Origin of the sequence: Ruegeria intermedia (genome assembly GCF_900129345.1) — a bacterium.
Classification (GTDB): Bacteria; Pseudomonadota; Alphaproteobacteria; order Rhodobacterales; family Rhodobacteraceae; genus Ruegeria; species Ruegeria intermedia.
Window position 1 is genome coordinate 14,410 of record NZ_FQVK01000003.1, and the last position, 22,959, is coordinate 37,368.

The window sequence follows — 22,959 nt, forward strand, 5'->3', positions numbered from 1 at the left end:
CTCTCATCCCGAAAGACTCAGGCGCAATTCAATCGACCAAATGGAAGACGTTGCATGGCCGGACCAAAGTTGAAACACCTGCCGGATCTGAGCCATCTGGCCAGGGAGGGGCAACGAATCGCCGTGCGCGCGACACCCAAGGCCGCGCGGGATCGCATGCAGGTGGATGGTTCGGTCATCCAGATCTGGGTCACGGCCCCGGCCGAGGATGGCAAGGCAAACAAGGCGGTGGCCCGAATTCTGGCCAAGGCGATGGGCGTCGCGCCCTCTCGACTGACCCTCGTGCAGGGGCAGACCGCGCGGGACAAGCTGTTCGCCTATGATCCTTGATCGTCCGTCTCACGAATCTGATAGACCCCTTCGGGCAGGTCCAGCGCGGCGGCAAGGTCGCGCAACTGCCCGACCGACAGCGTGATCTTCTGGATGCGGTCGGTCCGTGGGTCCAGCTGTTCGATGGTGACGCATTCGGCAAAGCTGTTGATGACCACGTCTTCCTGCAGGGGCGGCGGGCCTTCGTCCACCAGGGTGATGACCGTCGAGTCGAATTCATGTTCAATCGAAAACATGATTCAACAGTGCCCGGCCCGATGACCCAATGCAACCATCGATCGGTTCGCCCGCTGTGGCCTCTCGGGTTCGGCTGCGCTAGGCTTTCCGCCGGATCTGAGGGAAGGATATCGTGGATGCGCCGCGTTTTTGTCTTGCTGCTGCTGGCCTTGTCCGGGTGCGGCGCCGCCGTCGAGCGCCACGTTCTGGTGCCGGCCGAGGCCTGGGCGCCGAGCTCTCCTGCCTTGCGGGACAAGGCCGAAACCTTTCGCCAGGTCAGCCGCGCGGTTGCAAGGGCTGCGGGCGCGGAATGCCGCCGGCAGACGAAGGGCCAGAATTGTGACTTCGTGATCCTTGTGGACCTTGGGCCGTTTTCCCAGCCCAACGCCTTTCAGACGCTGGACGAGCACGGCCGGCCGCTTGTGATTTTCAACCAAGGCATGATCGGGTCGGCCCGCAACGGCGACGAGATGGCCTTTGTGATGGGCCACGAGGCCGCGCATCACATCATGGGCCATATCGCGCGCCAGATCGAAAACGCCAAGGAGGGTGCGCGCGTCTTTGGCGAGTTGGCCAAAGCCCAGGGCGAGGGGCCGGACGAGATCGAGCGCGCGCAACAACTGGGCGCCGAAGTGGGCATGCAGAGCTATGCCAAGGCGTTCGAGTTGGAAGCGGACATTTTGGGGACCGTCATCACCAACGAAGCGGGATACGATCCGCTGAAGGGAATGGCCTATTTCAGCCGCATCCCCGACCCGGGAGACCGTTTCCTGGCGTCGCACCCGCCCAATGCCAGACGGGTCGAGGTCGTGCTAAAGACCGCAGCCGATCTGGGGCTGGTGGAATGACGGAACTGACCCGCCTTGGCGTTGTTTTGACCGACCGGGGCTCGAAATATGCGGTTTCGGGCGCGTCGGTCGCAAGCCGTGACGACATCGATGCCGTGTTGCGGGCGTTGAAGGCTGACAAGCTGTATGCCAAGGCCACCCACAACACGTGGGCTGCTGTTCTGCCGACGGGTGCCCTCAAGGCCGATGATGGCGAAGCCGGAGCGGCCATGGTCATCCTGCGCATGATGCAGCGGGCGGGGCTGGAGAACCACGTGATCATCGTCACGCGCTGGTATGGCGGAAAGAAATTGGGTGGCGACAGGTTCCGGCGGGTTCAGGATGCGACGCGGGCCTATCTGGACCGTCTTGGGGCGACCGCTTGACCTGTATCAAGGGCCGCGCGGCGCATTTGCCGTATCGTCTAGGCCATCGGTATCAGGAAAGGCCGGGCCATGACACCCAAAGCGACGCTGAAGCGACATGCGGATTTGTTGGACCGGATGGCGGATCAGGTGGGCGTCGACCTGCAGCAAGCCGCGATTTCGGGCGCAGTTTCACTTGACCAGTTGTCAGATGCTGTGTTGCGGTGCGCCGAATGTCCGGACCCGGCCTGTTGCGCGCGCGGTCTGGCCGGCGAGGGGTTCGGGGGCAAGCCGCCGGAATTCTGCAGAAACCGCGAGATGCTTGGTCGTTTGCGTCGGATTTCTCGGGGGCAGTCATGAAGGTTCTGGGAGACACCGCGCGCCATCTGCGCCTTGTGCTGAAAATGGGGCGCGTCACCCGCACGGATCTGCTCGGTGCCTACCGGTCGGGTGGTCTGACGCAGCGGGATTGGGCACAAGCGGTTCAGCGCTGCCGCAGCTGCGGACGGGCAGAGATGTGCCGAGATTGGCTGTCAGGCGCGAAGATCGGGGCGCGGGTACCTTTCGCCTGTCCCAATCTCGGGCTGTTTCATCGAATTCGTGCAGAGACGGGTCAGGAGTCGTGATGCGGCACATACAACTGGGAGATATCGAAAAACACTTCTGGCTTGCCCGCTCTGTTGCCCGTCGCATGGGTGTTTCGCTGACCGAAGCCATGGCCGACGGGCGTCTGAGCCACCAGGCCTATGCCGAGATCGTCACCCGATGCAGGGCGGCCGACTGCAGCGAAGGCTGCGTCCTGTGGCTGGCCGAGCAACAGCACGAAATGACGCCCGAGCCGCCTTGTTGCGCGATTGCGGATGCTCTGAGGCAATTGCGCTGAGCGGCTAGAGCCGGGAATGCGTGCCGTCGCAAACCGGAGGGTTTCGGGTTTGCTTGCATCCACAAAAAAAGACCTTCCGCGTCGCTTCAGCCTTGTATGAGACGGGTTCGATTCCGGTGCCCTTGTGTGAACCGTCACACAGTGGCTGACGCTTGGACCGCCCGCACCGGCACCAGAAATCGGTTTTTCCTTCGATCACCTCGACTGGATAGGGGGCCTTGCGGGCGATCATCGGTGGTTCAGCCATCTTGCTTGTCCTTTCAGGGAAAAATCCTCAATTGGTTCGGGTTGCGCAGCATCCTGACGGATTGCCTTTGCCTGGGCAAGAAATGGGGCACACGGCATGGATTCGCCTTGGTTCACGACCGTGTGATCCAAAATGTTGCCACGCAGCCATATTGCCCGTATTCTGGATGCGGTCCCGAAAAGTTGGGCAATATCAGAAAAGTATTGAAGGATTGATGGACATGAAACTGAAATTCGCTGCCGCAGCCGCATTTGGCTTGATCCTGACCGCCTGCGGTCAGCAGGAAGAACCCACTCCGGTCTACGTCCAGCCCGATTACGACAAATACGGCACGCCCAGCTGCTCGGCCGGATACGAGCTGGCAACCACGGAAGCAGGCCAGACCGTCTGCAACCCGGTCAGCCAGTGAGGCTTTGCCAATTTTGACTTTCGCAGGCGGTCCCTCTGGGGCCGCCTGTTTTTCGTGGGCTGTGCCTCAGCGCAGCAACTTCCCCCACAGGTCGTATTCCCCGGCTTCGTCCACCTGAACCGTGACGATGTCGCCGGGACGAAGTGTCTCGAAATCGTCGTCGATGAACAGGTTTCCGTCGATCTCCGGCGCGTCGGCCTTGGTGCGGCAGATGGCGGCGTCCTCGTCCACCTGATCCACGATCACCTCGATCGTCTGGCCCACCTTGGCGGCCAGCTTCGCCTCGGAGATCGCCTGCGCCTTTTCCATGAAGCGTTCCCAGCGCTCCTGCTTGACCTCTTCGGGGACGTGATCGGGCAGGTCGTTCGAGCGGGCGCCATCGACGTTTTCGTATTTGAAACAGCCCACCCGATCCAGCTGCGCCTCGTCCATCCAGTCCAGCAGCGTCTGGAACTCGGCCTCGGTCTCGCCGGGGTAGCCCACGATGAAGGTCGAACGCAGGGTGATGTCGGGGCAGATCTCGCGCCAGGCGGCGATCTCGTCCAGCGTTTTCGCCGCTGCCGCGGGGCGCGCCATGCGTTTCAGAACGTCGGGGTGGGCGTGCTGGAAGGGGATGTCGAGATAGGGCAGCAGGTTGCAGCCCGCATCCGCCATCAGCGGGATCAACTCGCGCACATGCGGATAGGGATAGACGTAATGCAGCCGCACCCAGGCCTCCATCTGGCCCAGCTCGCGCGCCAGGTCGGTGATGTGGCTGCGCACCTCGCGGTCTTTCCACGGGTTCAAGTCATATTTGCGGTCCAGCCCATAGGCCGAGGTGTCCTGGCTGATGACCAGCAATTCGCGCACGCCGTTTTCCACCAGCTTTTCCGCCTCGCGTAGCACGGCGTGGGCGGGGCGGCTGGCCAGCTTGCCGCGCATGTCGGGGATGATGCAAAATCGGCACTTGTGATTGCAGCCCTCGGAAATCTTCAGATAGCTGAAGTGGCGCGGGGTCAGCTTGACGCCTGAAGCCGGCAGAAGATCGACGAAAGGGTTCGGGTCGGGCGGCACCGCGCTGTGCACGGCGTCCAACACCTGTTCGTATTGATGCGGGCCGGTCACGGCCAGGATGCGCGGGTGGTGTTCGCGGATATAGTCCGGCTCGGCCCCCAGGCAGCCGGTGACGATCACCTTGCCATTCTCCACCAGCGCCTCGCCGATCGCCTCGAGGCTTTCGGCCTTGGCGCTGTCGAGAAACCCGCAGGTATTCACGATCACCGCGTCGGCGCCGGCATAGTCGGGCGAGATGCCATAGCCCTCGGCCCGCAGGCGGGTCAGGATGCGCTCGCTGTCCACCAGCGCCTTGGGGCAACCCAGCGAGACCATGCCGATGGTCGGCTGATCGGCGCGGGGCGCGTCTGAGATGCGGGCGGCGGGCGCCAGGTCGGGGCGGAGGTTGGGTGGGTTGGTGCTCATGGCGCGGCATATAGTGGGGAAATCTTCCCCTTGCAAATCCCACGCGTCGGGCAGACATGGTTCAGGCAAAGGGCAACAGGGGTTCCAAGAAACCATGAAGTGGCTGTTTCGCATTCTTTTCATTCTGTTGGCCGCCATCGGATTGACCATCGGGGCATTGCTGATGATGCCGGGCGACAAGCTTGGCGCGATCCTGGAGGAGCAGGTCAAGGCCCAGACCGGGCGCGACCTTGCGCTTGAGGGCGACGTACGGATTTCATTCTGGCCCGTTCTGGGCCTGGAGACTGGACCGGTGCGATTTGCGAATGCCCCCTGGGCCGGACCCGAGCCGATGCTCAGCGCGTCCAGTCTGGAGGTGGGCGTTGATGCCTCGGCCCTTCTGGGTGGCGAGGTACGGATCGGTCGTGTTTTGGCGCGCGACCCGGTCCTGCGGCTGGAATTGTCCGATGGGCGCGGAAACTGGGAACTGGCACCCCGCCAACAGGCTGCGCCAGCCCAGGCCGCCTTGCCGCCCGACGGGCCGAAACCCGCATCGCAGCCCAGTTCCGTGACGCTGGACAAGCTGGAGCTGACCAATGCCCGGCTGATCTATGTCGAAGACGGCGCGGTTCGCATGGATTTCGCGAATGTGGATCTGTCGGCCAGCTGGCCCGACATTTCCGAGCCGATGCGGATGGACGCGGAAATGCCCGTGCCGGGTGGCGCGGTCGCGGTGTCGTTGAGCATATCGGACCTGCCGGCCTTTTCTTCAGGTCAGGCGACGCCGCTGGCGCTGGATCTGAGCGCCCCCGGCGGCCAGGTGAACTTTGACGGGCGCGTCAATCTGGCCGGGGAAATGGACGGGCGCACCCGGGTCACGACGACCGATACTCACAAGATGCTGGCCGCTTTTGGCCAGGCCGGTGTGACCGTACCCCTGGGCCTGGGCCGGGTGGCCGACGTGAGCGGACTGATGACCTATACCCGCGACGGGCGCATCGCGCTGCGCGACGTGCAGGTCGCGCTTGATCAGAACCATATCGCGGGCGATGCAGACATCCTTGTCGCCGCCACGCCGCAGATCACCGCAAACCTGACGGCCGGCCATCTGGATCTGTCGCGTGTCGCGGATGCGGATGCTGGTGCGCAGACCCGGCACCGACCCAATAGCGATGCTTCGAACGCCGGATCGTCACCACGGGGCGACGACGGATGGTCAAAGCAGCCGATCGACGCATCGGTTCTTGGCCTGGCCAATGGGCAGATCCGCCTGAGGGCCGAGTCGATCGCGGTTCCCGGGCTCGAGTTCGGCGCAAGCGACCTGACGCTCGGCCTCGACCGGTCGCGTGCGGTCCTGCAGATGAACCCGGCCACGCTGTTCGCGGGACAACTGACCGGGCAGGTGGTCGCCAACAACCGCAACGGATTGTCGGTCGGCGGCAAGCTGGCGGCGCAGGGGGTCGACCTGCAGCAGGCTTTGACGGCGCTGGCGGGGGTCGAACGGTTGTCGGGCAAGGCGGCGCTGGACCTGGAATTCCTCGGTGAAGGTCAGAGCGAAGACCAGATCATGCGCTCGGTCAGTGGCAAGGGCAGCCTGAAGGTGGGCAAAGGGGTCATCTCGGGGATCGACCTTGACCGTCTGATGGGGCGTGGCGATGGCGTGGGCGGGACGACGGTGTTCAACAGCCTGACGGCCTCATTCGTGATCCGCGACGGTAACCTCAGAAACGATGACCTGCTGATGCAGCTGGACAATTTCCGCGCGGACGGGTCTGGCCGAATCGGACTGGGGCGGCGGGATATCGACTATGTGTTCACGCCGGTGGCCCTGCGCGCCAATTCAGGCGAGGGGCTGGCCGTTCCCGTGCGGATCCAGGGCCCGTGGAGCAACCCGTCGATCAGACCGGATCTGAGCAAGGTGATCGAGGCGGCCACTGGCGAAGAGCTGAAAGAGCTGGAACAGGACGCCAAGCAGAAGGTTCTGAAGAAAGTCGGTGAAGAGCTGGATACGACCATCACCGACAGCGACCAGATCGAAGATGCGGTCAAGAAAAAGCTTGAAGAAGAGGCCGTGAAAGGCCTGCTGAAACTTCTGGGGAACAACTGATCCCGGGCAAAAGGGGGGGGTGCCGACGGCGGCACCCCCTTCGCCGTCAGATCGTCTGGTCGTAGTCGCCCACGCCGGGTTCGGTGCGGATCACGGCATCGATGTCGGCGAAAATGGCGCGCATTTCCTGCTCGCTCTCGCTGCTTTCACAGACCACCACCAGGTTGGGCGTGTTCGACGAAGCTCGCACCAAGCCCCAGCTGCCATTGTCCAGGATCACGCGCGCGCCGTTGACCGTGACCACCTCTTTGATGGGGCGCCCGGCCAGCGTTTCCTGCGCCTCGGCCTTGGCGACCAGTTTGTCGACCAGGCGGGCCAGGATGTCGTATTTCTCGGTGTCGGCGGCATAGGGCGACATGGTCGGGGTCGACCATGTCCTGGGCAGCGCGCGGCGCAGGTCCGACATGCTTTTGTCCGGGTTCCGGTCCATCAGCTTGCAGATTTCGACGGCCACCCGCATGCCGCAGTCATATCCGCGCCCGACGGGCTCGGCCAGGAAATAGTGGCCGGATTTCTCGAACCCGGCCAGCGCGCCGATTTCCTTCACACGCCGCTTCATGTGGCTGTGGCCGGTTTTCCAATAATCGGTCTTGACGCCAAGCGCCTGCAGTTCGGGATCGCTGGCGAACAGGCCGGTCGATTTCACGTCGGCCACGAAAGTGGCGCCGGGATGCAGCTTGGCCAGATCGCGCGCCATGATCACACCGACCTTGTCGGCAAAGATCTCTTCGCCTTCGTCGTCGACCACGCCGCAGCGGTCTCCGTCGCCGTCAAACCCCAAGGCCAGATCCGCGCCCGTCGCTTTGACGGTCGCGGCCATGTCGTGCAGCATCTCCATCGCTTCGGGGTTGGGGTTGTAGTTGGGGAAGGTGTAGTCCAGCCGGTTGTGGCTGGGTACGACCTCGACCCCGATCCGCTCGAAGACTTCCGGTGCAAAGGCCGATGCCGTGCCGTTGCCGGTGGCACAGACCACCTTGAGCGGGCGCGACATTTTGAAATCGCCGACCAGATCGTCGATATAGGCCTCTTTCACGCCATCGACGAATTCGTAGGATCCACCGGGGCGGGCCACGCCTTCGCCGTTCAGCACGATGTCGCGCAGTTCGGACATTTCATCGGGGCCATGGGTCAGCGGGCGGTCAAAACCCATCTTGACCCCGGTCCAGCCGTTCGGGTTGTGGCTGGCGGTCACCATCGCCACGGCCGGGACATCCAGATGGAACTGGGCGAAATAGGCCATGGGCGACAGCGCCGGGCCGATGTCCTTGACCCGGATGCCCGCCTGCATCAGGCCGAGGATCAGCGCGTTCTTGATCGCCAGAGAATAGTCGCGATAGTCGTTGCCGACCGCGATCTCGGGCTTGATCCCGCGCCGGTGCATCTGCGTGCCCAAGCCAAGGCCCAGTGCTGTCATGCCGGGCAGGTTGATTTCGTCGGGGTATTTCCAGCGCGCGTCATATTCGCGAAAGCCGGTGGGCGCGATCATCGCGTCGCGCAGAAAGCTCCAGGTGTTCGGTGTCACCTCGGACAAGGGTTTGGTCATAACAGGCCTCAATCATTAAATCTGAACTGGGTTGGCTTTGGCGAGGGCGTCGAACTGCATAAGTGTCCCGATCAGGTCGCCCATCTGGTCCAGCGGGATCATGTTGGGCCCGTCCGACGGCGCGTTGTCCGGGTCTTGGTGAGTTTCGATGAACACCGCACCAATGCCCAACGATACCGCGGCGCGGGCCATGACCGGCGCGAATTCGCGCTGACCACCCGACGATCCGCCCCGGCCACCGGGCTGCTGCACCGAATGCGTGGCGTCCATCACGACCGGATATCCTGTCTGCGCCATTTGCGGAAGCGACCGCATGTCGGCAACCAGAGTGTTGTAGCCAAAGGAAGTTCCGCGCTCGGTCAGCAGGATGTTCCGATTGCCGGTACTTTCGATCTTCTCGACGATGTTCGGCATCTCCCATGGGGCCAGGAACTGACCCTTCTTGACGTTGACCGCCTTGCCGGTTTCTCCCGCAGCCAACAACATGTCGGTCTGACGGCACAGGAACGCGGGGATCTGCAGGGTATCCACCGCTTCGGCCGCGACGGCGCATTGTGCTTCGGTGTGAACGTCGGTCAGGACCGGAACCCCCATCGTCTTGCGGATGTTGTCCAGAACCTTGAGGCCCGCATCGATCCCCATTCCGCGCTTGCCGGACAGAGACGTGCGATTGGCCTTGTCATACGAGGCCTTGAAGACGTATTGCGCTCCGGCCTTGTCACAGATTTCCTTCATCCGACCAGCGATCATCTGGGCATGGTCGGCGGATTCAAGCTGACACGGCCCGGCGATGACGGTCAGCGGAAGATCGTTGCCGACCGTCAGGTCGGCGATTTTTACATGTTGCATGTGCTCTACGAAGATACCTGTTCACGGAGGACTGACGCGGTCAGCGAGATCATCAGGTAGATACCAGCAAACAGCAGGAATGCCAAAATCGTATTTTCGAACTTGCGCGGATAGCTGGGCTCCTGGCTGGGCACCGGGTTGACCGAAACGGTCAGGTATCGGACCTGACGGTTGGCCTCGGTCCGGGTGTTCTCCATCTGCTGCATGGCGGTCTGCAACATCATGTCCCGGGCCGCAAGATCAGCCTGGGCCATCTGGATGCGAACGCTCAGCCGCGCCAAAGAGTTCTCGCCGGCAGACGCATCCAGCATCTCGGCGTTCAACTCCTCCAGCACCGCCTGCAAGCGCTCGATATCGGCGCGCACGCCGTCGACCTTGGCCTGGTTCGGGCGCGGGTTGTCCAGCAGGGCGGCCAGTTGCAGTTCCTTGTCCTGCAGCTGAATCTCGATTTCATTGATGCGAGCGCGCAGGCTGGCGATCACGTTCTCCGGGTCCAGAACGGCCCCTTCAAGCTGCAACTCGATCAGGTCTTCCTGCGCCTTGCGTCGGGCCGCCTGTGCCGCTTCGAAGCTTTCGACGGCGTCGCGCATCTGGTCTTCGCGTTTCTTCTCGGACAGGGCATTCACACGGTCTTCGGCATAGGAAATCAGTTTCTCCGAGAACAGGGTCGCCGTTTCCGGATCCGGTGCCGCGACTTCCATCCGAATCACGCCTTCGGTCGGATCATAGCCGATGGTGATCATGCGCTTGTACAGCTTGAAGGCGTCTTCCAGGGTCGCATCCGGTTCAAGCCGTTGGATGGGGTCGATCCAGTCTTGCTGAAAGACCTTCGAAAACCCGGCGTCACGATCCAGAAGCAGCAGCGCCTCTTTCGATTCCAGGAAGGATTGAACCGAGATCGAATCCTGGGTCGTCGCAAATTGCGTCCCGGCCAGCAACCCGCCGATGCTGCCCGGGCCGCCATCGGCCTGCAGGATCAGAAATTCCGAATTGCTGGCATACATCGGCGTTGCCACCTTGTAGAAATAATATCCGACCACCAGTGTCGGCAGCAGCACGAAGGCGGCCAGGCGGGCGAACAGACCGATCAGCTTGCGCCGCCGCCGCCGGGCAATGTCTTTCTGGATCTGGCCAATCTCGAACGCACGACGCTCGGCCGGGCTCAGTTCGGGGCCTGGCAGATTCGCGGTCTTTTCCTTGACCGTCTGCGGCAGGTGGATCTTGACCTGATCCTTGGGTTTGCCGTCCGGGGCAGGGGCATCGTCCGGTTGGCCGACGATATCCAGCAGATTCTTGCGGGGGAACGGGTCGATCCCCTTTTTGCGCAGCAGCCGCACAGCGTCACAGTCCGACGTTGCCGCCAGGCCGTGTTTCTGCGCCATGCGCCGTGCGATTCGCAGTTGCCGCCCCGTAAGCCCCTCGCGCTTGATCGCGTCCAGCTCGGTTCCCGCCGGCGTTTCGGGCGCGCCCTGCGTCGCCTTGCGAATGCGCGAAATGGCCTCGGCCCGGGCTTCGACCGTTCCTTCGCCCTTGGCAGCCCGGTTCGGGTCGTATTTCTTAGCCTTGGGTTTGGTAGTCATACACCTGTTTCGCTTCTTCCAGAGACTCAAAAACGTGAAGCCGACCGTCCAGTAAGACGGCCGCCTGCCTGGCGAATTTCTCAAGAACCTTGGGGTCGTGCGATACGATCACCAGAGTCGTCGTCCGCAGGCGCTCCTGCAGGATCGAACCCGCCTTCTTGTTGAATTCCACATCCGTGGTTGCCGGCATGCCCTCGTCGATCAGGTACATGTCAAAGTCCAGCGCCAGCATCAATGCGAAGGTGAATCTTGCGCGCATCCCCGAGGAATAGGTGGCCAGCGGCTGGTCGAAATATTCGCCCAGACCACACAGCCAGCTGCAATAGGCTTCGACATAGTCCGGGTCCATTCCATAGATCTTGGCGATATAGCGCGCGTTCTCCAGCGCCGACAGGCGTTTGGACACGCCGCCGGTAAACCCCATCGGGAAAGAGACCCGGCAGTCGCGGCGAATCACGCCTTCGTCCGGCTTTTCGAGGCCCGCCATCATGTTGATGAGCGTCGTCTTTCCGGTTCCGTTCGGGGCAAGGATGCCCAGCGATTTTCCCAGCTCGACCCGAAACGAGGCCCGGTCCAGGATCACCTTGCGGCGTGTCCCGGTCCAGAAGGATTTGCTGACATTTTCAAACTCGAGCATTTCCGGCCTGCGCAACCTGTTCTTTCCGGTCCGGCCAAGACTGTCCGGCCAAAGACCCTTTGTTATCGGGCCATGTTGGCTACATTATGTCGAATTGTGAAACAAATCTTCAATGCGCGCGGAAAACTGTTCCGTACGATTGTGACATGCACTTGGCCGAAATGTCCGCTGGAGGCCAAAGCCCGGTTCAACAGAAGAAGGTGCGCGGAGTTCATGGAAAGCCTGTCCGACCAGATCCGGTCGTGCCGATTGTGCGCCGAGCGGTTCGCCGCAACGGCAACCGGACACAGCCCGCGACCGGTGGTGTGGTTCCGTCCCGGCGCCCGGATCCTTGTCGCGGGGCAGGCGCCGGGCGCGCGGGTCCACGATTCAGGCCGGCCGTTTACCGATCCGTCCGGCGACCGGCTGCGCGATTGGCTGGGGCTCGGCCCGGCCGAGTTCTATGATCTTTCGCGGGTCTCGATCGTTCCGATGGCCTTTTGTTTTCCCGGCTATGACGCGCGGCAGGCCGATCTTCCGCCGCCGCCCATCTGCCACAGGACCTGGCATGCCAAGGTCATGCGGGAATTGGGGGCGGTCCCTTTGACCGTGCTGGTCGGCGGTCATGCCCATCGGTTCCACCTGGGCACCCGATCCTCGGTCACCGAGACGGTCCGGGCCTGGCGGGACCATGCGCCGCGGGTCTTCGCCTTGCCTCATCCGTCGTGGCGCAATACGGGATGGCTGAAGAAAAACCCCTGGTTCGAGGCCGAGCTGCTGCCGGTTCTGCGCGCCCGGGTGCAAGAGGTGCTGAATGACTGATACCACGGCCCTGGACACAGCCCATGCCGCGATGGAGGCCCGCCCGCAGGACGATGCGGCACGGCTGCGATTCTTCGATCGGCTTGCCGATTCCGAGCTGTTTCTGATGCTGACCGAAGAGGCGCGCGGCGAAAACATCTCGCCCGAGCTGTTCGAGGTCGCCGACGGGCGCTTCGTCCTGGCCTTCGACCGCGAGGAACGTCTTGTGCAGTTCGCAGGCAGGCCGGCACCCTATGCGGCGCTGTCGGGCCGGGTTCTGGCCGGGATGCTGGGCGGGCAGGGGATCGGGCTGGGCCTGAACCTCGAGGTGGCGCCATCGTCGATGCTGATCCCGGCCGAGGCGCTGACCTGGCTGGCCGAGACACTCAGCCACGCGCCGCAGGCGGTCGAGGCGCGGCTGGAGGAGTTTCTGCCGCCTGCCGGCTTGCCCGATGCGCTGTTGACGGCGTTGGATGCCAAGCTGGCAACGGCGGTCGGGCTGGCCTCGGCCGCCTACCTGGTGGCGACGCGCGCCCGGGACGGCGGGGCCGGGCATCTGCTGGGTTTCGTCGATGCGGACCAAGGCGCGGAACCGGCGCTGGCCAAGGCGGTTTCCGAGGCGCTGACCTTTTCCGGGATCGAAGCCGGGGCTTTGGACGTTGGGTTCTTTGCCGATGGCGATGCCGCGACCGAGGCGCTGTCGGCGGTCGGGCTGCGGTTCGACATCCCGCAACCGACCCGCCCGGAAGCTGTCCGCGCCGCGCCCGGAAGCGATCCGGAGAAACCGCCGATCCTGAAATGAAAATGCAGCGCCGGGGCGCTGCATCTTCGGTCAGATGGCTGAGAAAAGCGCCGGCCTATTCGGCGGCCTGTTCCAGCTTGTCCTGCGTGCGCGTCTCGAAATCACTGGCATCGTGGCGTTCGCGCAGCTGGGTGTGCGGCTCGCCGAAGGCACGGTTGACCATCCGGCCGCGCTGCACCGCAGGGCGTGCGTCGATCTCTTTCGCCCACCGCATCACGTTCGTGTAGGATTCGACATCCAGGAACTCGGCGGCGTCGTACAGACGGCCCAGAACCAGTTGCCCGTACCACGGCCAGATCGCCATGTCGGCGATGGAATAGTCGTCACCGGCAATGAAGGGTTTGTGCGCCAATTCGCGGTCCAGAACGTCCAGCTGGCGCTTGGTTTCCATGGCAAACCGGTTGATCGGATATTCCCATTTCTCGGGCGCGTAGGCATAGAAATGGCCGAACCCGCCGCCCAGATAGGGCGCGCTGCCCATCTGCCAGAACAACCAGTTCATCACTTCGGTGCGCTCCGGGCCGGATTTCGGCAGAAACGCACCGAATTTCTCGGCCAGGTGGAACAGGATCGACCCGCTTTCGAACACGCGCACCGGCTTGTCGCCCGACCGGTCCAGCAGGGCGGGGATCTTCGAGTTGGGATTGATCTCGACAAAGCCCGAGCCGAACTGATCGCCCTCGCCGATATTGATCAGCCATGCATCGTATTCGGCGCCGTCATGGCCCAGGGCCAGCAGTTCTTCCAGCATCACGGTGACCTTGACCCCGTTCGGAGTAGCCAGCGAATACAGTTGCAGCGGATGCTTGCCCACGGGCAGATCTTTGTCATGGGTGGCGCCCGCGATGGGGCGGTTGATGCTGGCAAATCGTCCGCCGCTTTCGCTGTCCCAGGTCCAGACTTTCGGGGGGGTATAGGTGGATGTGTCGCTCATCTTCTGCCTTTCATGCCTAAGCCGGGCGCGCCGGGTCGTCCCAGAGGTAGTATCGTCACGCCCCGAGGCCAACCCCCGACGTTGCGCGTTTCGTGAAACAAACCCCCGCAATTCGGTCACGTTTTCTCGTGGCCGGTCACAGCAGCGTTAGCTGGGCTGTGCGACCGGGGGGATTCCAATATTCTCGGCTGCGAAGACCACGCGGACACCGCCTCCAGAACAAGGATCACCTACATGAACCGTTTTGCACTAACTTTTGTCGCCGCCATGATGCTGGGCGTTCCGGCCTTTGCCGGGCCTCAATATGTCGACGGGACCGGGTATGCCGTATCCGGCTATGACGTCGTCGCCTACCGCGACCTCGAACAGGTGCCCATCGGGCAATCCCAACCCGAAGCCGTGCGCGGCCGCGCCGACATCACGGCCGAATACAACGGGGCCACCTGGGCTTTCGCGTCCGAGGAGAACAGGGCGAAGTTTCTTGAAAATCCCGCCTATTACGCCCCGCAATATGACGGGCACTGCGCCTATGGCGTGTCCAAGGGGGGCAAGGTGCCGGGCAACCCCAACCTGTGGCGCATCGTGGATGACAAGCTGTACCTGAACATCACCGATGTCGTGGTCGGTTTCTGGGAAGAGGACGTGCCGGGCAACATCAACCTGGCCGAAGGTAACTGGCCCGAGATCGAGCCGGCGGACGCCTCGACCAGCGTCATTCCCAAATTCACCTCGGCCGGACCGATACAGAACTGATCCTTTGTACCGAAGATCGCGGGCCCGGCGGGACTTGCCGGGCCTTTTCGCGTTTTCAGAACGCCTCGCTCATGTGCGGATCGGCCTCGAACCGGATCCGCACGCTTTTCGCCCCGGGGAACTTGCGCTGGCGGATCGTGTCGGGAACCACGACCTCTCCCGCGCCGGATGACGTAGCCTGAAAAGACAGGATCTCGGCCTCGAACTTGCGGCCGCTGGTCAGAATCGAGGTCGGCAGGGCGACCCGGTTCTTCCCCTCGCAGACCGGCGTGGCCACGAAGAACGTCAGATCGCGCCCCCGGCACCCCACGGCCGAGGGAATGTGGTCTGCGTTGGTCTGCTCCGAATTTCGGCAGGGCGCGGGGTGATCGTCATGCGGCAAGGCGCCGCCGGCCCCGAGAAGCGATCGACACGACTCCAGCGCATCTTCGGCCAATTCGACCAGACGCGCCCTGAGCTTGGGGCGGCGCGGCCGTGCCGGGCCGGCGGCCTTGGTGGCCAGCCCTTCGCTTCTGAGGAAGTCAAAGGCCGCTTTGGCCTCGGCAAACCGTGCGCAATCCCCGCCGGTGCGGTCGGGATGGGCGCGAAAGGCGATGTCGCGCCATGCGTTGCGAATGTCAGATGCCGTTGCGGTCTGATCCAAGCCAAGCGCCCGCAATGCATCAACCCGAGCCTGAATTTTGTCGACTGGCTCCATACCCAAATCACTCTTTAAAACACGTTCCCGTATGTTCCGGTACAACCGGTGTTTGTGTCAAATAAATTAGATGATTGGGCGCTTCTGGACAACAGTCCGAGGTTTGCGCGGCAATTGTGTTCGTAGCGGGTTTTACGCTGTCGCCCGACGGAAAAAAGGGGGCCGCCTGGGCGGCCCCAGCACAGGGGATTTCGGCAAGAAAGGTCAGGCGACGTGTTGCAGATCGACCTTGGGCGTGATCCCCAGGGCGAAACACACGTCGCGCGTCAGTTCGGGGCGGTTGAGCGTGTAGAAATGCAGCTTGTCCACGCCGCCCTCGATCAGGTCCGAACACAGTTCGGTGCACAGCGCGGTGGCCAGCAGGTCGTGCCGGTCGTCGCGGATGGCCTTTTCAAAGGCATCCTCGACCCAGCCGGGAACGCGGGCACCGCAGCGTTTCGCGAATTTCCGGGCGCCGGTCCAGTTCTCGATTGGCAGAATGCCCGGCACGATCGGCTTGTCGATCCCCGCCTTGGCGCAGGCATCGCGAAAGCGAAAGAAGGTCTCGGCTTCGAAGAAGAACTGGGTCAGCGCCTCGTCGGCGCCGGCATCCAGCTTGGCCTTGAGCCAGTCGATATCGGCCTGTGCGTCGGAGGCCTCGGGGTGGATGTCGGGATAGGCCCCGACCCTGATCTTGAACTTGCCGGTCTGGGCCAGCGCGGCGATCAGTTCGACCGAGGTCGCGAACCCGTCCGGGTGCGGGGTGAACCGGTCCTGTCCCTTGGGCGGGTCGCCGCGCAGGGCGACGATGTCGGTGACGCCGGCGGCGGCGAATTCCTCGGCGATGCCTAGGGTCTCGTCACGTGAGGCATCGACACAGGTCAGGTGCGCGGCCACCGGCAATCCCGACGATTTGTGCAACGTCGCCACGGCGTCGCGCGTCAGCTCGCGCGTGGTGCCGCCCGCGCCATAGGTGACCGAAACGAATCGCGGCCCCAGCGGTGCCAGGGTCTGAACCGTATCCCACAGCCGGAACGACGCTTCGAGCGTTTGTGGCGGGAAGAATTCAAAGGAGATCTCGGGCTTGGTCATCGGTGTCTCGCTGTTTGTGACCAGGCCCTTGTGCCACGATGCTGACTGTGAGACAAACTCATATTCCTCAAGAACAACATGAGTTCGACTTCAAATGCACATCGAGTTCCGGCACCTGCGCACGATCAAGGCCATCCATGACTGCGGCGGACTGGCGCGCGCGGCCGATCAGCTGAACATCACGCAATCGGCGCTGAGCCATCAGATCAAGGGGCTTGAGGATCAGGCCGGGGTCGAGCTGTTCCTGCGCCGGTCGAAGCCGATGAAACTGTCGGCGGCGGGGCTGCGCCTGCTGCGCCTGGCCGAGCAGATCCTGCCGCAGGTCGAGGCCATGCAGGAGGAGTTTTCCTCGCTGCGCGACGGGCGTACGGGGCGGATGCACATCGCGATCGAATGCCACGCCTGTTTCGAGTGGCTGTTCCCGGTGCTCGAGGCCTTCCGCAAGTCGTGGCCGGATGTCGATGTCGATATCCGGCCGGGTCTGGCCTTTGACGCGCTGCCCGCGCTGCAGAAGGAAGAGGTCGATCTGGTCGTCTCCTCGGACCCCGAAGACCTGCCGGGCGTCGAATTCATCGAGCTGTTCGACTACAACCCCGTTTTCGTCGCCGCATCGACCCATCCGCTGGCCGAGAAACCGTATATCGAGGCCGAGGATTTCCGCGGCCAGACCCTGATCACCTATCCGGTCGAACGGACCCGGCTGGACGTGTTCAGTCAGCTGCTGATCCCCGCGCGGGTCGAACCGGCGGCGATCCGGCAGGTCGAGCTGACGGCGGTGATCCTGTTGCTGGTCGCATCGAACCGAGGAATTTCGGTCCTGCCCGACTGGGTCGTGCGCGAGGTCAAGTACAACTCGGACTATGTGACCCGCCCGCTGACCAAGGATGGCATCACGCGGCGCCTCTACGCCGCCGTGCGCACCGAGGACATGGAAAAGCCCTTTGTGCAGGAGTTGGTCAAGCTGGCCAGCCAAGAGGCGCGCAAGTTGCAGGCGCAATAGGGCCGCGGCCCCGCGCGAAACGGTGGGCTGCCATGCGCATCATTCCTCTTGGCAAGGGGCCGTTGCGCCAGTATACGCGCGGTTTGACCGGACAGGAGCCTCGGAACAATGGTTGGCAGTGCAAATCTCAACATCATGATCAAGGCCGCACGCAAGGCGGGCCGATCGCTGGTAAAGGACTTTCGCGAAGTCGAGAACCTGCAGGTGTCGATGAAGGGCGCGGGCGATTTCGTCTCGAAGGCTGACATTGCCGCCGAGAAGATCCTGAAAGAGGAACTGCTGGGCGCGCGTCCCACCTATGGCTGGCTGGCCGAGGAGGGCGGCGAGATCGAGGGCGAAGATCCGACCCGGCGCTGGATCGTCGATCCGCTGGACGGCACCACCAACTTCCTGCACGGCCTGCCGCACTGGGCCATTTCGATCGCGCTGGAGCACAAGGGCAAGGTCGTCGCCGGCGTGATCTATGACCCGGCCAAGGACGAGATGTTCTTTGCCGAAAAGGGCGAGGGCGCCTGGATGAACGACATGCGTATCCGCGTGTCGGGCCGGCATCGCATGATCGAGTCGATCTTTTCGACCGGCCTGCCGTTCGGCGGACGCTCGGATCTGCCGGCCACGCTGCAGGATCTGGCCCGGCTGATGCCGGTCTGCGCGGGCGTGCGCCGCTGGGGCGCCGCGGCGCTGGACTTGGCCTATGTGGCCGCTGGCCGCTATGAAGGGTTCTGGGAACGTCGCCTGAATGCCTGGGACATGGCCGCGGGCATCATCATCGTGAAAGAGGCCGGCGGTCTTGTGCAGCCGATGAACCCCGAAGGCAGCATACTGGACGATGGCGAAGTGATCTGCGCCAACGAACCGATCTTCGACCAGTTCGCCAAGGTGATCCGGGGCTGAGCCTTCCGCTCAATAGGTTCGGTCCGAGGGGTGGTTGCCCCCGTCATTCCACGGAATCGGGCCATGCGTGCGCGGGTTGCCGCCATCGATGCATCCCAGGTTGACCCCGCATTCCGCGGGGTCTGATCGCCTCTGGTGATAGACATATATCCCGCAGGTCTTGCAGAAATGGTGCTTCGCCGTGTGCGTGCCCCATGTGTAGAGGCTCAGATTTTCTGCGCCCTGCAGGATGCGCAAGCTCTCGGTGACGGCGGTCACGGCGGCGGCCCCGCGGCGGATGCAGAAGGAACAGTCGCACCGGGCGGCCGTGGACAGGCCGCCGGGGAACTCGGCTTCGATTTTCACGGCGCCGCAATGGCAGGTGGCGGTCATTCGGGTCATCTGCGTGGCACTCTTGGAATGCGGGACTGGCTGAGCTTGTAGCGGTGTTCGGGATGCGGAGGGTGACCGTGGGTGCGGTTCCAATAGGCTGGCCCGCCGCGTTTCAGCCACAGCGGGATGCACAGGATCAAACCGATCACGAAGCCGCCCGAATGCGCCCAATAGGCCACACCGCCGGCGTCAGGGTTGCTGGACACGCTGCCCAGGAACTGCATGCCCAGCCAGACACCCAGCATCACGAAGGCCGGGATGGTGAAGACCCGCACATAGACGACCAGAATCAGCAGGATGTCCACGCGCGCCTTTGGGAACATCAGCAGGTATCCACCCATCACAGCGGCAATTGCGCCGGACGCGCCGATGGTGGGAACCAGCGACCCGGGGGCCGTGACGATGTGGATCAGCCCGGCGCCGATGCCTGCGACCATGTAGAACAGCAGGAAGGGCAGGTGGCCCATCTCGTCCTCCATGTTGTCGCCGAAGATCCACAGGAAAAGCATGTTGCCGATCAGGTGCATCCAGCCGCCATGCAGAAACATCGACGTCACCAACGTCTCGAGCGCCACGCCGTCGCTGATGCGGGCGGGGATGATCGCATAGTCGAAATAGAACCGGTTGATCAGCCGGGCGTCGTCCATGATCCCGACATAGCTGAGGAAAATCAGGACATTCGCCGCGATCAGCGCATAGACGACATAGGGCGTGCGCCCCGAGGGGTTGTGGTCTCGAATTGGAAACATGGGGGGACGCTGGGCTTTTCCCGGCCCAGCGTCAAGTCAGCTTATGCCGCACCGCCCAGAAGTGCGGCGTTTCCTCCAGCGGCCGTGGTATCGACGCAGACATGGCGCTCGGCCATCACCCGCGACCGGTCGGGCAAGCCGGGGATCAGCGGCAGGATGGGGCCGGTTCTGCGCGACAGATGCAGTTCGATCTGGCGCGCGGTGTCCGCATCGCCCCACCACAGAACGCCTGCAATTCCCTGCAGGTCTTCCAGCCGGTGCAGGGCCAGCGCCCCCTCGGCCCGGATTGCCGTGCCGCCCAGCGCGAGAATGGCGTCCGCCTGCGCCTTGGCCGCCTCGGGGCCGGGGCCCAGGCACAGGAACGGCGCGCGGGGAAACTCGGTCAGCCGGTTCGATTCGCCGGTCGGTCCGGGCATCGAGCGGGTTGTCGGCGCGGCCGGCTGCCCGATCGGTGCGGGCAGGTCGGAGGGCGCGGACCATTCCGCGGCCACGACCTGTCGGTCCGGGGCGCAGAAACGGACCAGATAGTTCGGGCCGCCCGCCTTGGGGCCGGTGCCCGACAGCCCCTCGCCGCCGAAGGGCTGCGAGCCGACGATGGCGCCGATCTGGTTGCGGTTCACGTAAATATTGCCGGCGTGGATCGCCTCGGTGACGTGTTGTACGCGGTCGTCGATGCGGGTGTGCAGGCCGAAGGTCAGGCCGTAGCCGGTGGCGTTGATGTCGGCGATCACCTGGTCGATCTCGTGCGACTTGAAGCGCGCGACATGCAGCACGGGGCCGAAGATCTCGCGTTCCAGCGCATTGATGCCGGGGACCTCGATCAGCGTGGGCGCCACGAAGATCCCCTGAGGCGGCAGCGCCAGTTCCTTCAGAACACGACCCTCGGTGCGGGCCTTGGCGACGTGGTCGGCGATGCCCTGACGCGCCTGTTCGTCGATCACCGGGCCGCAATCGGTCGAGAGCAGCCACGGATCGCCCACCGAGAGGGCGTCCATCGCGCCCTTGAGCATGGTCAGAACGTCATCGGCGATATCGTCCTGCAGATACAGGCAGCGCAGGGCCGAGCAGCGCTGGCCCGCCGACTGGAAGGCGCTTTCTATGATCGACTGCACGGCCTGTTCGGGCAGGGCGGTGCTGTCCACGATCATCGCATTCAGCCCGCCGGTTTCGGCGATCAGCGGTGTGCCGGGCTGCATGTGCTCGGCCATGGCCGCGCGGATTTTCAACGCCGTCGCGGTCGAGCCGGTGAAGGCCACGCCCCAGACGCGCGGGTCGGATGTCAGCGCGGCACCCACCGACGGCCCGCCCGGCAGCAGTTGCAGCGCATCGCGCGGGACGCCGGCCTGATGCAGCAGCTGCACGGCCCGGTGGGCGATCAGCGGGGTCTGCGGCGCGGGCTTGGCCAGCACGGCGTTGCCGGTGGCAAGCGCCGCCGCGATCTGGCCGGTGAAGATGGCCAGCGGGAAGTTCCACGGGCTGATGCAGGTGAAGGTGCCCGCGGGCTCGCCTTTGAGGATGTTGGCGGCGTAGTAGCGCAGGAAGTCCACCGCCTCGCGCAGTTCGGCCACCGCGTCGGGCAGCGATTTGCCGGCCTCACGTGCCAGAAGGGCGAAGAGCTCGCCATAATGCTCCTCGTAGAGGTCGGCGGCGGCATTCAGGACGCGGCCGCGCTCGGCCGCTGAGGCCTGCCACGGAGCAGCTGCGGCCAACGCCAGTTCCACATCCGCGGCACTGGCCGGGGCGACCGCGCCGGGCCGGTCCTCGGGCAGGGCGGGGTTGATGACAGGTTCTTCGGCCTCGGGCGTCGCATCACCGGCCAGCAGGGGCTGCGCGAACCAGTGATGCGCGCGAAAGGCGTCGCGGGCGGCATCGATCCGGTCCAAAGTCGGCGTATGGGTCAGGTCGAACCCGCGCGAGTTCGGGCGCTCGGGCAGGAACAGCTCGGGGCCGGTGGGCAGGTGTTTCGCGGGCTCTCGAACCGCCTCGAACGGGTCGGCGGCGACCTCTTCGGGGGGGACGTTCTCGTCCACGATCTGGTTGACGAACGAGCTGTTGGCGCCGTTTTCCAGCAGGCGCCGCACCAGATAGGCCAGCAGGTCGCGATGCGCGCCCACCGGCGCGTAGATGCGGCAGCGGGTGTTGTGGCGCTCCATCACCAGGCGGTGCAGGGTTTCGCCCATGCCGTGCAGGCGCTGGAACTCGAAGGGCTGGTTCTTGGCCATGTGCAGGATCGCGCTGACCGTGTGGGCGTTGTGGGTGGCGAATTGCGGATAGATCCGGTCGGTCATGCCCAACAGCTTGCGGGCATTGGCGATGTAAGAGATGTCGGTGGCCGCCTTGTTGGTGAAGACCGGGAAGCCGTCGACGCCCGCGACCTGTGCGCGCTTGATCTCGGTGTCCCAGTAGGCGCCTTTGACCAGACGCACCATCAGCTTGCGGTCGTGGCGCTCGGCCATGTCGTAAAGCGTGTCCAGCACCAGCCCCGCGCGCGGGCCATAGGCCTGCACCACGATGCCGAATCCGTCCCAGCCGGCGAGCGCCGGCTCGGCCATCACCGCCTCGATCACCTGCAGCGACAGCGACAGGCGGTCGGCCTCTTCGGCGTCCACGTTCAGGCCCATGCCGGCGGCCTTGGCCAGCAGGGCAAGGGCCCGCAGGCGCGGCACCAGTTCGTGCATCACGCGCTCTTCCTGGGCCACTTCGTAGCGGGGGTGCAGGGCCGACAGCTTGACCGAGATGCCGGGGTTGGCGCGGATGTCGTCATGGGTGCAGGCCTCGGCAATCGCGGCGATGGCACGGGAATATGAAAGGTGATAGCGCGCGGCGTCCGCCTCGGTGCGGGCGGCCTCGCCCAGCATGTCGTAGGAATAGGTATAGCCCTTGGCCTCCATCCCGGCGGCGCGTTTCATGGCGGACTGGATGGTTTCGCCCAGAACGAACTGACGGCCCATTTCCTTCATCGCGCGTCCGACGGCGGTGCGGATGACCGGCTCGCCCAGCCGCTTGATGGCGCCGCGCAGGGCGCTGACCGGCGAGGCCTTGCCTTCGTCCAGCACCTTGCCCGTCAGCATCAGCGCCCAGGTCGAGGCGTTGACCAGCGACGACGACGAGTGGCCCAGGTGCTTGCCCCAATCCGAAGGGGCGATCTTGTCCTCGATCAGCGCGTCGATCGTGTCGGCGTCGGGTACGCGCAGCAGCGCCTCGGCCAGGCACATCAGCGCGATGCCCTCGTCGGTCGACAGGCCGTATTCCGCCAGAAACACCTCCATCAGCCCCGGCGCGGTGCTGGAACGGATGTCGCGCACCAGTTGCGCGGCCGCCGCGCAGATGGCGGTGCGGTCCGCTTGGGTCAGGGCGGCCTGATCGGTCAGGGAGTTCAGCAACGCGGTCTGGTCCGCGTAGGTCATGGAATCGATGGTGTGGCGCAGGCTGTGAGTCATGTGTCCTCCGGTCTTTCACGCAGTATACTTGCGATTT

26 protein-coding genes are annotated in these 22,959 nt (G+C 64.1%); 13 read left to right on the forward strand and 13 right to left on the reverse strand.

Going from position 1 to position 22,959, the window contains the following annotated elements:
* Nucleotides 1-54: 54 nt before the first annotated feature.
* Nucleotides 55-330, forward strand: coding sequence for a DUF167 domain-containing protein (locus F3H26_RS02950; protein ID WP_149774588.1), 276 nt, complete (start codon nt 55-57; stop codon nt 328-330).
* On the opposite strand, the gene F3H26_RS02955 is transcribed toward F3H26_RS02950, so the two are convergent.
* A complete protein-coding gene (locus F3H26_RS02955; protein WP_149774589.1) occupies nt 318-566 on the reverse strand; it encodes a hypothetical protein in 249 nt (82 codons plus the stop codon). The genes F3H26_RS02950 and F3H26_RS02955 overlap by 13 nt on opposite strands.
* Before the next feature lie 117 nt (nt 567-683).
* Here F3H26_RS02955 and F3H26_RS02960 point away from each other — a divergent pair, with 117 nt between their 5' ends.
* The 5 genes from F3H26_RS02960 to F3H26_RS02980 all read left to right on the forward strand — a co-directional run bounded on the left by F3H26_RS02960 (nt 684) and on the right by F3H26_RS02980 (nt 2,621).
* Complete coding sequence (locus tag F3H26_RS02960) at nt 684-1,394, forward strand: M48 family metalloprotease (RefSeq protein ID WP_149774590.1); 711 nt, start codon at nt 684-686, stop codon at nt 1,392-1,394.
* A complete protein-coding gene (locus F3H26_RS02965) occupies nt 1,391-1,759 on the forward strand; it encodes a YigZ family protein (RefSeq protein WP_149774591.1) in 369 nt (122 codons plus the stop codon). The genes F3H26_RS02960 and F3H26_RS02965 overlap by 4 nt, the downstream gene beginning before the upstream one ends.
* Nucleotides 1,760-1,828: 69 nt before the next feature.
* Nucleotides 1,829-2,098: a DUF6455 family protein gene (locus tag F3H26_RS02970; protein WP_149774592.1), complete on the forward strand. Its 270-nt coding sequence runs from the start codon at nt 1,829-1,831 to the stop codon at nt 2,096-2,098.
* Entirely contained in the window at nt 2,095-2,364 is a 270-nt protein-coding gene (locus tag F3H26_RS02975) for a DUF6455 family protein (RefSeq protein WP_149774593.1), read from the forward strand. The genes F3H26_RS02970 and F3H26_RS02975 overlap by 4 nt, the downstream gene beginning before the upstream one ends.
* Complete coding sequence (locus tag F3H26_RS02980) at nt 2,364-2,621, forward strand: DUF6455 family protein (protein WP_149774594.1); 258 nt, start codon at nt 2,364-2,366, stop codon at nt 2,619-2,621. Before F3H26_RS02975 ends, F3H26_RS02980 begins: the two co-directional genes overlap by 1 nt.
* 4 nt (nt 2,622-2,625) lie before the next feature.
* Here the strand turns inward: F3H26_RS02980 and F3H26_RS02985 are convergent, their stop codons facing one another.
* Nucleotides 2,626-2,868, reverse strand: coding sequence for a CDGSH iron-sulfur domain-containing protein (locus tag F3H26_RS02985; protein WP_149774595.1), 243 nt, complete (start codon nt 2,866-2,868; stop codon nt 2,626-2,628).
* A 220-nt stretch (nt 2,869-3,088) separates the two neighbouring features.
* On the opposite strand from F3H26_RS02985, the gene F3H26_RS02990 reads away from it, so the two are divergent.
* On the forward strand, nt 3,089-3,277 hold the full coding sequence (locus F3H26_RS02990; RefSeq protein WP_223162414.1) for a hypothetical protein: 189 nt from the start codon (nt 3,089-3,091) through the stop codon (nt 3,275-3,277).
* 66 nt (nt 3,278-3,343) lie between these two features.
* Here the strand turns inward: F3H26_RS02990 and rimO are convergent, their stop codons facing one another.
* Nucleotides 3,344-4,735 carry a 30S ribosomal protein S12 methylthiotransferase RimO gene (gene rimO, locus F3H26_RS02995; RefSeq protein WP_149774597.1) on the reverse strand — a complete coding sequence of 464 codons (1,392 nt, stop codon included), beginning with the start codon at nt 4,733-4,735 and terminating at the stop codon, nt 3,344-3,346.
* 94 nt (nt 4,736-4,829) lie between these two features.
* On the opposite strand from rimO, the gene F3H26_RS03000 reads away from it, so the two are divergent.
* Complete coding sequence (locus F3H26_RS03000; protein ID WP_149774598.1) at nt 4,830-6,821, forward strand: AsmA family protein; 1,992 nt, start codon at nt 4,830-4,832, stop codon at nt 6,819-6,821.
* A 46-nt stretch (nt 6,822-6,867) separates the two neighbouring features.
* On the opposite strand, the gene F3H26_RS03005 is transcribed toward F3H26_RS03000, so the two are convergent.
* From F3H26_RS03005 to F3H26_RS03020, 4 genes are read right to left on the reverse strand one after another with little or no spacing between them, the layout of a single operon-like run.
* Entirely contained in the window at nt 6,868-8,364 is a 1,497-nt protein-coding gene (locus tag F3H26_RS03005; RefSeq protein WP_149774599.1) for a phosphomannomutase/phosphoglucomutase, read from the reverse strand.
* A 15-nt stretch (nt 8,365-8,379) separates the two neighbouring features.
* Complete coding sequence (kdsA, locus tag F3H26_RS03010; protein WP_149774600.1) at nt 8,380-9,213, reverse strand: 3-deoxy-8-phosphooctulonate synthase; 834 nt, start codon at nt 9,211-9,213, stop codon at nt 8,380-8,382.
* A 5-nt stretch (nt 9,214-9,218) separates the two neighbouring features.
* Complete coding sequence (locus F3H26_RS03015) at nt 9,219-10,793, reverse strand: capsule biosynthesis protein (protein WP_149774601.1); 1,575 nt, start codon at nt 10,791-10,793, stop codon at nt 9,219-9,221.
* Nucleotides 10,771-11,430, reverse strand: a complete 660-nt coding sequence (locus tag F3H26_RS03020; RefSeq protein ID WP_149774602.1) for an ABC transporter ATP-binding protein — start codon at nt 11,428-11,430, stop codon at nt 10,771-10,773. The genes F3H26_RS03015 and F3H26_RS03020 overlap by 23 nt, the downstream gene beginning before the upstream one ends.
* 213 nt (nt 11,431-11,643) lie before the next feature.
* Between F3H26_RS03020 and F3H26_RS03025 the strand changes: the two genes are divergently transcribed.
* Both F3H26_RS03025 and F3H26_RS03030 read left to right on the forward strand, forming a co-directional pair.
* Nucleotides 11,644-12,231 (forward strand): uracil-DNA glycosylase family protein, encoded by a 588-nt coding sequence (locus F3H26_RS03025; protein ID WP_149774603.1) that lies wholly within the window; start codon nt 11,644-11,646, stop codon nt 12,229-12,231.
* On the forward strand, nt 12,224-13,012 hold the full coding sequence (locus tag F3H26_RS03030; protein ID WP_149774604.1) for an SseB family protein: 789 nt from the start codon (nt 12,224-12,226) through the stop codon (nt 13,010-13,012). Before F3H26_RS03025 ends, F3H26_RS03030 begins: the two co-directional genes overlap by 8 nt.
* A gap of 55 nt (nt 13,013-13,067) precedes the next feature.
* Here F3H26_RS03030 and yghU read toward each other — a convergent pair whose 3' ends face one another.
* Nucleotides 13,068-13,946: a glutathione-dependent disulfide-bond oxidoreductase gene (gene yghU / locus F3H26_RS03035; protein ID WP_149774605.1), complete on the reverse strand. Its 879-nt coding sequence runs from the start codon at nt 13,944-13,946 to the stop codon at nt 13,068-13,070.
* 234 nt (nt 13,947-14,180) lie between these two features.
* Between yghU and F3H26_RS03040 the strand changes: the two genes are divergently transcribed.
* Nucleotides 14,181-14,699 (forward strand): YHS domain-containing (seleno)protein, encoded by a 519-nt coding sequence (locus F3H26_RS03040; RefSeq protein WP_149774606.1) that lies wholly within the window; start codon nt 14,181-14,183, stop codon nt 14,697-14,699.
* Nucleotides 14,700-14,754: 55 nt separating this feature from the next.
* On the opposite strand, the gene F3H26_RS03045 is transcribed toward F3H26_RS03040, so the two are convergent.
* Entirely contained in the window at nt 14,755-15,342 is a 588-nt protein-coding gene (locus F3H26_RS03045) for a J domain-containing protein (RefSeq protein WP_223162415.1), read from the reverse strand.
* A 258-nt stretch (nt 15,343-15,600) separates the two neighbouring features.
* On the reverse strand, nt 15,601-16,467 hold the full coding sequence (gene metF, locus F3H26_RS03050) for a methylenetetrahydrofolate reductase [NAD(P)H] (RefSeq protein ID WP_149774608.1): 867 nt from the start codon (nt 16,465-16,467) through the stop codon (nt 15,601-15,603).
* Between the two features lie 94 nt (nt 16,468-16,561).
* Here metF and F3H26_RS03055 point away from each other — a divergent pair, with 94 nt between their 5' ends.
* Both F3H26_RS03055 and F3H26_RS03060 read left to right on the forward strand, forming a co-directional pair.
* A complete protein-coding gene (locus tag F3H26_RS03055; protein ID WP_149774609.1) occupies nt 16,562-17,467 on the forward strand; it encodes a LysR family transcriptional regulator in 906 nt (301 codons plus the stop codon).
* A 108-nt stretch (nt 17,468-17,575) separates the two neighbouring features.
* Nucleotides 17,576-18,361: an inositol monophosphatase family protein gene (locus F3H26_RS03060; RefSeq protein ID WP_149774610.1), complete on the forward strand. Its 786-nt coding sequence runs from the start codon at nt 17,576-17,578 to the stop codon at nt 18,359-18,361.
* A 9-nt stretch (nt 18,362-18,370) separates the two neighbouring features.
* Here the strand turns inward: F3H26_RS03060 and F3H26_RS03065 are convergent, their stop codons facing one another.
* From F3H26_RS03065 to putA, 3 genes are read right to left on the reverse strand one after another with little or no spacing between them, the layout of a single operon-like run.
* A complete protein-coding gene (locus F3H26_RS03065; protein ID WP_149774611.1) occupies nt 18,371-18,742 on the reverse strand; it encodes a GFA family protein in 372 nt (123 codons plus the stop codon).
* The gene (locus F3H26_RS03070) at nt 18,739-19,482 is read right to left on the reverse strand and encodes a rhomboid family intramembrane serine protease (RefSeq protein WP_149774612.1); all 744 of its coding nucleotides are present in this window, start codon (nt 19,480-19,482) and stop codon (nt 18,739-18,741) included. Before F3H26_RS03070 ends, F3H26_RS03065 begins: the two co-directional genes overlap by 4 nt.
* Before the next feature lie 41 nt (nt 19,483-19,523).
* The gene (gene putA, locus F3H26_RS03075; protein ID WP_149774613.1) at nt 19,524-22,922 is read right to left on the reverse strand and encodes a bifunctional proline dehydrogenase/L-glutamate gamma-semialdehyde dehydrogenase PutA; all 3,399 of its coding nucleotides are present in this window, start codon (nt 22,920-22,922) and stop codon (nt 19,524-19,526) included.
* Nucleotides 22,923-22,959 lie beyond the last annotated feature (37 nt).

Bases quoted from the DNA above. Each gene is read 5' to 3' on its own strand.
- F3H26_RS03005 (WP_149774599.1), bottom strand. From the start codon at position 8,364: ATGACCAAACCCTTGTCCGAGGTGACACCGAACACCTGGAGCTTTCTG.
- F3H26_RS02955 (WP_149774589.1), bottom strand. From the start codon at position 566: ATGTTTTCGATTGAACATGAATTCGACTCGACGGTCATCACCCTGGTG.
- F3H26_RS03015 (WP_149774601.1), bottom strand. From the start codon at position 10,793: ATGACTACCAAACCCAAGGCTAAGAAATACGACCCGAACCGGGCTGCC.
- F3H26_RS03055 (WP_149774609.1), top strand. From the start codon at position 16,562: ATGCACATCGAGTTCCGGCACCTGCGCACGATCAAGGCCATCCATGAC.
- F3H26_RS03060 (WP_149774610.1), top strand. From the start codon at position 17,576: ATGGTTGGCAGTGCAAATCTCAACATCATGATCAAGGCCGCACGCAAG.
- F3H26_RS02950 (WP_149774588.1), top strand. From the start codon at position 55: ATGGCCGGACCAAAGTTGAAACACCTGCCGGATCTGAGCCATCTGGCC.
- F3H26_RS02975 (WP_149774593.1), top strand. From the start codon at position 2,095: ATGAAGGTTCTGGGAGACACCGCGCGCCATCTGCGCCTTGTGCTGAAA.
- F3H26_RS03065 (WP_149774611.1), bottom strand. From the start codon at position 18,742: ATGACCCGAATGACCGCCACCTGCCATTGCGGCGCCGTGAAAATCGAA.
- F3H26_RS02990 (WP_223162414.1), top strand. From the start codon at position 3,089: ATGAAACTGAAATTCGCTGCCGCAGCCGCATTTGGCTTGATCCTGACC.
- F3H26_RS02960 (WP_149774590.1), top strand. From the start codon at position 684: ATGCGCCGCGTTTTTGTCTTGCTGCTGCTGGCCTTGTCCGGGTGCGGC.
- F3H26_RS03030 (WP_149774604.1), top strand. From the start codon at position 12,224: ATGACTGATACCACGGCCCTGGACACAGCCCATGCCGCGATGGAGGCC.
- F3H26_RS03025 (WP_149774603.1), top strand. From the start codon at position 11,644: ATGGAAAGCCTGTCCGACCAGATCCGGTCGTGCCGATTGTGCGCCGAG.
- F3H26_RS03040 (WP_149774606.1), top strand. From the start codon at position 14,181: ATGAACCGTTTTGCACTAACTTTTGTCGCCGCCATGATGCTGGGCGTT.
- metF (WP_149774608.1), bottom strand. From the start codon at position 16,467: ATGACCAAGCCCGAGATCTCCTTTGAATTCTTCCCGCCACAAACGCTC.
- F3H26_RS03020 (WP_149774602.1), bottom strand. From the start codon at position 11,430: ATGCTCGAGTTTGAAAATGTCAGCAAATCCTTCTGGACCGGGACACGC.
- F3H26_RS02985 (WP_149774595.1), bottom strand. From the start codon at position 2,868: ATGGCTGAACCACCGATGATCGCCCGCAAGGCCCCCTATCCAGTCGAG.
- rimO (WP_149774597.1), bottom strand. From the start codon at position 4,735: ATGAGCACCAACCCACCCAACCTCCGCCCCGACCTGGCGCCCGCCGCC.
- putA (WP_149774613.1), bottom strand. From the start codon at position 22,922: ATGACTCACAGCCTGCGCCACACCATCGATTCCATGACCTACGCGGAC.
- yghU (WP_149774605.1), bottom strand. From the start codon at position 13,946: ATGAGCGACACATCCACCTATACCCCCCCGAAAGTCTGGACCTGGGAC.
- F3H26_RS03070 (WP_149774612.1), bottom strand. From the start codon at position 19,482: ATGTTTCCAATTCGAGACCACAACCCCTCGGGGCGCACGCCCTATGTC.
- kdsA (WP_149774600.1), bottom strand. From the start codon at position 9,213: ATGCAACATGTAAAAATCGCCGACCTGACGGTCGGCAACGATCTTCCG.
- F3H26_RS02970 (WP_149774592.1), top strand. From the start codon at position 1,829: ATGACACCCAAAGCGACGCTGAAGCGACATGCGGATTTGTTGGACCGG.
- F3H26_RS02980 (WP_149774594.1), top strand. From the start codon at position 2,364: ATGCGGCACATACAACTGGGAGATATCGAAAAACACTTCTGGCTTGCC.
- F3H26_RS02965 (WP_149774591.1), top strand. From the start codon at position 1,391: ATGACGGAACTGACCCGCCTTGGCGTTGTTTTGACCGACCGGGGCTCG.
- F3H26_RS03000 (WP_149774598.1), top strand. From the start codon at position 4,830: ATGAAGTGGCTGTTTCGCATTCTTTTCATTCTGTTGGCCGCCATCGGA.